General features: G+C 68.1%; 4 protein-coding genes. 3 read left to right on the plus strand and 1 reads right to left on the minus strand.

The annotated features are described in order from the left end of the window. Nucleotides 1-320 precede the first annotated feature (320 nt). Both ACWD5F_RS08625 and ACWD5F_RS08630 read left to right on the plus strand, forming a co-directional pair. Nucleotides 321-1865: an RNA polymerase sigma factor gene (locus ACWD5F_RS08625; protein WP_451252437.1), complete on the plus strand. Its 1545-nt coding sequence runs from the start codon at nt 321-323 to the stop codon at nt 1863-1865. A 135-nt stretch (nt 1866-2000) separates the two neighbouring features. Continuing rightward, the gene (locus ACWD5F_RS08630) at nt 2001-2876 is read left to right on the plus strand and encodes a serine protease (RefSeq protein ID WP_451252439.1); all 876 of its coding nucleotides are present in this window, start codon (nt 2001-2003) and stop codon (nt 2874-2876) included. A 104-nt stretch (nt 2877-2980) separates the two neighbouring features. Here ACWD5F_RS08630 and ACWD5F_RS08635 read toward each other — a convergent pair whose 3' ends face one another. Next, nucleotides 2981-3211: a DUF7455 domain-containing protein gene (locus ACWD5F_RS08635; RefSeq protein ID WP_123997256.1), complete on the minus strand. Its 231-nt coding sequence runs from the start codon at nt 3209-3211 to the stop codon at nt 2981-2983. 440 nt (nt 3212-3651) lie between these two features. Between ACWD5F_RS08635 and ACWD5F_RS08640 the strand changes: the two genes are divergently transcribed. Beyond that, nucleotides 3652-5772 carry a DNA gyrase/topoisomerase IV subunit B gene (locus ACWD5F_RS08640; RefSeq protein ID WP_451252442.1) on the plus strand — a complete coding sequence of 707 codons (2121 nt, stop codon included), beginning with the start codon at nt 3652-3654 and terminating at the stop codon, nt 5770-5772. The last annotated feature ends 228 nt before the right edge of the window (nt 5773-6000 follow it).

Below are 6000 nucleotides of genomic sequence, written 5' to 3' on the forward strand. Positions count from 1 at the left end.
GTCCGACGGTGCGACACGGTCGTCCGAGTGTCACGGAAGCCCCGATCGGGGGCATACGTGACCTCCTCTGCCCGTGTCTGGCCGTTTTTGAGTGCTTACGGGGTGTGACTCGGGCCACGCAGATTGGGCGTAACGCTCGCGGGAACAGCACGATGACCTAAGAGGTGACTGCCGAGGAGGGAATACGGACGCCGTTCCAGGCGCTGTGTATCTCCCCGGCCCCCGCCCGCGCCGTCGGCCCAATCCCCAAGCCGGTGGTCGGCTCCTGTCCGTCATGGACGGGGCCGGAAGCCGTTTTCCAACGTTCCGAGAGGTTGTTCGTGTCGGCCAGCACATCCCGTACGCTCCCGCCGGAGATCGCCGAGTCCGTCTCTGTCATGGCTCTCATTGAGCGGGGAAAGGCTGAGGGGCAGATCGCCGGCGACGATGTGCGTCGGGCCTTCGAAGCTGACCAGATTCCGGCCACTCAGTGGAAGAACGTACTGCGCAGCCTCAACCAGATCCTCGAGGAAGAGGGTGTGACGCTGATGGTCAGTGCCGCGGAGCCCAAGCGCACACGAAAGAGCGTCGCAGCGAAGAGTCCGGCCAAGCGCACCGCCACCAAGACGGTCGCGGCGAAGACGGCGACCGCCAAGAAGGCCACCGCCACCGCCACGCCGGCGGCGCCCGTCGCGGACCCGTCCGTCGAGGACGACTCCGCCCCCAAGGCCGCTGCCAAGAAGACGACCGCCAAGAAGACGACGGCGGCCGCGAAGAAGACCGTCGCCAAGAAGGCAGCACCCGCGGCGGCGAAGAAGACCGGTGCCAAGAAGGACGACGCCGAGGCCACCGAAGAGGAAGCACTCGAGGAGACGCCGAAGACCGGCGACGAGCCCGAGGGCGCCGAGAGCGCGGGCTTCGTGCTCTCCGACGAGGACGAGGACGACGCGCCGGCGCAGCAGGTCGCCGCCGCCGGTGCCACCGCCGACCCGGTCAAGGACTACCTCAAGCAGATCGGCAAGGTCCCGCTGCTCAACGCCGAGCAGGAGGTCGAGCTCGCCAAGCGCATCGAGGCCGGTCTGTTCGCCGAGGACAAGCTGGCCAACGCCGACAAGCTCGCCCCCAAGCTCAAGCGTGAGCTGGAGATCATCGCCGAGGACGGCCGCCGCGCCAAGAACCACCTCCTGGAGGCCAACCTCCGCCTGGTGGTCTCCCTGGCCAAGCGCTACACCGGCCGCGGCATGCTCTTCCTGGACCTCATCCAGGAGGGCAACCTCGGTCTGATCCGCGCGGTCGAGAAGTTCGACTACACCAAGGGCTACAAGTTCTCCACGTACGCCACCTGGTGGATCCGTCAGGCGATCACCCGCGCGATGGCCGACCAGGCCCGCACCATCCGTATCCCGGTGCACATGGTCGAGGTCATCAACAAGCTCGCGCGCGTGCAGCGCCAGATGCTCCAGGACCTGGGCCGCGAGCCCACCCCGGAGGAGCTGGCCAAGGAACTCGACATGACCCCCGAGAAGGTCATCGAGGTCCAGAAGTACGGCCGCGAGCCCATCTCCCTCCACACCCCCCTGGGTGAGGACGGCGACAGCGAGTTCGGCGACCTCATCGAGGACTCCGAGGCCGTCGTTCCGGCCGACGCGGTCAGCTTCACGCTCCTCCAGGAGCAGCTGCACTCCGTCCTGGACACCCTCTCGGAGCGCGAGGCGGGCGTCGTCTCCATGCGCTTCGGTCTCACCGACGGTCAGCCGAAGACCCTCGACGAGATCGGCAAGGTCTACGGCGTCACGCGCGAGCGCATCCGCCAGATCGAGTCCAAGACGATGTCGAAACTGCGCCACCCGTCGCGCTCGCAGGTGCTGCGCGACTACCTCGACTAAGTCGCGGTCGTACGACATCGAAGGCCCGGTCTCCCGTGAGGGAGCCGGGCCTTCGCGCGTTGTCGCGCGGGTGCGGTGCGCGGTGGGCTGGATCACTCTGGGTGTCTCGTGACCATCCCAGAGTGAGGAACGTGCATGCGCCGTCCTTTTGTCCGGGCCCTCGCCCGGCCGTTGGTCCTTGCGGCCGCGGCGACCGCAATATCACTGCTGTCGGCGGCTCCGGTGGCCGCCGACGACATCGTCGTAGGAGGGTTCCCGGTCGACATCTCCGAGAGTCCGTGGACGGTGGCACTGTCCAGCCGTGACCGGTTCGGGGGTACCCGCGCGGGGCAGTTCTGCGGCGGAGTGGCGGTCGGTCCCACGACCGTGCTGACCGCGGCCCACTGTCTCGGCGACGACGTGCTCGGGGCGCCGCCGAACAGGGTGCGCGACCTCAAGGTCATCACCGGTCGTACGGATCTGCTGTCGAACCAGGGGCGGGAGATCGCGGTGCGCGACACCTGGGTGAATCCGGACTACGACAGCGGCAGCAACGCGGGGGACTTCGCCGTGCTCACCCTCGCCGAATCCCTTCCCCGGAGTTCGGTGGTCAGGATGGCGGCGGACGGCGATTCCGCCTACGCGCCGGGTATGAGTGCGGTCGTCTACGGCTGGGGGGATCTCACGGGGGGCGGCGACTACGCGCGCAGTCTGCGGGCCGCACGCGTGCACGTGCTGGCGGACGCCCAGTGCGAGCGGGCCTATCCAGGCAGTTTGGACGGGGCCTACGCGGCCGACACCATGCTGTGCGCCGGTGAGACGACGGGCGGCCGGGACGCCTGTCAGGGGGACAGCGGAGGGCCGCTTGTCGCCCAGGGGAAGCTCATCGGACTGGTGTCCTGGGGGAGCGGCTGCGGCCGTGCGGGCAGTCCTGGCGTCTACACACGCGTGTCCGCCGCCGTAAGGGCCCTGGAAGGGCTGGGAGGGGGCGCCGGGTCAGCGGGCCCAGGGCGGGCCGCTGACGGCGGCTGAGGGCTTTCTCGCCAAAGAGCGCGGGCGGCGTGGCCCCTGTGAAAGGGGCCACGCCGCCCGTCGACCGGCCTGTGCCGGAGCTGGCTCGTCGTTGACGCGAGTTGTCAGCGCTCTTCTTCGTTGGAGGTTGCCGGCACAGCCGTCAGCCGCTCCGTCTCGTCCTGTATCTCAGCGGCGATCTTCTTGAGTTCCGGCTCGAACTTGCGTCCGTGGTGGGCGCAGAAGAGCAGTTCACCGCCGCTGAGCAGGACCACGCGTACGTACGCCTGGGCGCCGCAGCGGTCGCAGCGGTCAGCGGCCGTCAGCGGGCTCGCGGGGGTCAGAACAGTAGTCACGTCGCCTCTTCTCTAGCTCGACGAGCTGTCGTACCAGGGTCAACATCCAACCAGCCCCAAAACGTTCCCGCTCGGGGCTTTCCCTCGAAAAAATCTTTCGAGGCCGGCTGTCTGCTGCCGGTTGGCGGCGAATGTGCCGTATTGCGTGTCTCTGTGTCTTACGGGTTCGCGCGGTCTGTCAATGTCTGTCCTCCCGGCTGGGTTGCCGGTTGTTCTTGAGGACGTGCCCGGAGCCTAAATGGTTCATGCCCCGAAGGGAACGTGATATGTACTTCACTCCATCGAGGGATCGAACACTCATGCGACTCTGGACTAGTGTGAACTCAGACGAGGGTGGCGTTACAACGGCTCTACCAGGCCTGGGTACCCTCTTGGCGGCGACCGAAGCCGCGCCCTTACCCCAAAGGGCCCCACTTGAAATTCAGCGAGGAGCGAACCGCGTGACCGCCGAGACGTCCGTGCCGTCCACAGCGCTGCTGGCAGCAGACCGGGACGGTTCCAACTACACCGCGCGGCACCTGCTCGTCCTCGAAGGACTCGAGGCCGTGCGCAAGCGCCCGGGCATGTACATCGGCTCCACCGACAGCCGAGGTCTGCTGCACTGTCTGTGGGAGATCATCGACAACGCGGTGGACGAGGCCCTCGGGGGCTACGGCGACCACATCGACGTGATCCTCCACGACGACGGCTCCGTCGAGGTGCGGGACAACGGCCGGGGCATCCCGGTCGACGTCGAGCCCAAGACCGGTCTGTCCGGCATCGAGGTCGTCATGACCAAGCTGCACGCCGGCGGCAAGTTCGGCGGTGGCTCGTACGCCGCCTCCGGCGGTCTGCACGGCGTCGGCGCATCCGTGGTGAACGCGCTGTCCGCCAGGCTGGACGTGGAGGTGGACCGCAGCGGCCACACCCACGCCATCAGCTTCCGGCGCGGTGTGCCCGGCGCCTTCGCCGGCAACGGCCCCGACGCCAAGTTCGAGGCCGCCAGCGGACTGCGCAAGACTAAGAAGGTGCCCAAGAACCGGACCGGCACGCGCGTGCGCTACTGGGCCGACCGCCAGATCTTCCTCAAGGACGCCAAGGTCTCCCTGGACACGCTGCACCAGCGCGCCCGCCAGACCGCCTTCCTGGTGCCCGGCCTGACCATCGTCGTCCGTGACGAACTGGGTCTCGGCGAGGGCGGCAGCAAGGGCGAGGAGTCCTTCCGCTTCGACGGCGGCATCAGCGAGTTCTGCGAGTACCTGGCCACCGACAAGCCCGTCAACGACGTGCTGCGCCTCACCGGCCAGGGCACCTTCAAGGAGACCGTCCCGGTCCTCGACGACCACGGCCAGATGACGCCCACCGAGGTCACGCGTGAGCTCGGCGTGGACATCGCGCTGCGCTGGGGAACGGGCTACGACACCACGCTCAGGTCGTTCGTCAACATCATCGCCACGCCCAAGGGCGGCACCCACGTCGCGGGCTTCGAGCAGGCGATCACGAAGACGATGAACGAGGTGCTGCGCGCCAAGAAGCTGCTGCGCGTGGCCGAGGACGACATCGTCAAGGACGACGCCCTCGAAGGTCTCACCGCCGTCGTGACCGTCCGACTCGCCGAGCCGCAGTTCGAGGGGCAGACCAAGGAGGTGCTCGGCACCTCGGCGGCCCGCCGGATCGTGACCACCGTCGTCTCCAAGGAGCTCAGGGACTTCCTGACCACCACCAAGCGCGACGCGGCCGCACAGGCCCGGGTCGTCATGGAGAAGGCGGTCGCCGCTGCACGCACGCGTATCGCGGCCCGCCAGCACAAGGACGCACAGCGTCGCAAGACGGCTCTGGAGTCCTCGTCCCTGCCCGCGAAGCTCGCGGACTGCCGCAGCGACGACGTGGACCGCAGCGAGTTGTTCATCGTCGAGGGGGACTCCGCGCTCGGCACCGCGAAGCTCGCCCGGAACTCCGAGTTCCAGGCGCTGCTGCCGATCCGCGGCAAGATCCTCAACGTCCAGAAGTCGTCCGTGACCGACATGCTCAAGAACGCCGAGTGCGGCGCGATCATCCAGGTCATAGGAGCCGGCTCGGGCCGTACCTTCGACATCGACGCGGCCCGCTACGGCAAGATCATCATGATGACCGATGCCGATGTGGACGGCTCCCACATCCGCACCCTGCTGCTGACGCTGTTCCACCGCTACATGCGGCCCATGGTCGAGGCGGGCCGGGTCTTCGCGGCGGTGCCGCCGCTGCACCGCATCGAGCTCGTCCAGCCGAAGAAGGGCCAGGACAAATACGTCTACACCTACTCGGACCGTGAGCTGCGCGACAAGCTCCTGGAGTTCCAGAGCAAGGGCGTCCGGCACAAGGACTCCATCCAGCGCTACAAGGGTCTCGGTGAGATGGACGCCGACCAGCTGGCCGAGACGACGATGGACCCCCGCCACCGCACCCTGCGCCGGATCAACCTCTCCGACCTGGACTCCGCCGAGACGGTCTTCGACCTGTTGATGGGCAACGACGTGGCCCCGCGCAAGGAGTTCATCTCCAGCTCGGCGGCGACGCTGGACCGGTCACGCATCGACGCGTAGCCGCTGCGCTGGGCTTTGGCGGGGGAGTGGGGCGGTGTCGGGTCGGCGGCGTGGGGTGACTCGGCGTCACCTCATCCACGCTGGAGCCGGCGGCTCCAGCCAGGGCCAGGGGGGTTTGGCACGGTCGAGGCGCCGTCGCTGACCGATGGTGCTGCTGTGCAGGGCTCCCGCGTCCGGCCGGTCTGGGGTGGCAGCCGCGCAGGCGGGACGTACCTGCAACCGTCCCCT

Source organism: Streptomyces sp. NPDC002499 (genome assembly GCF_053595415.1).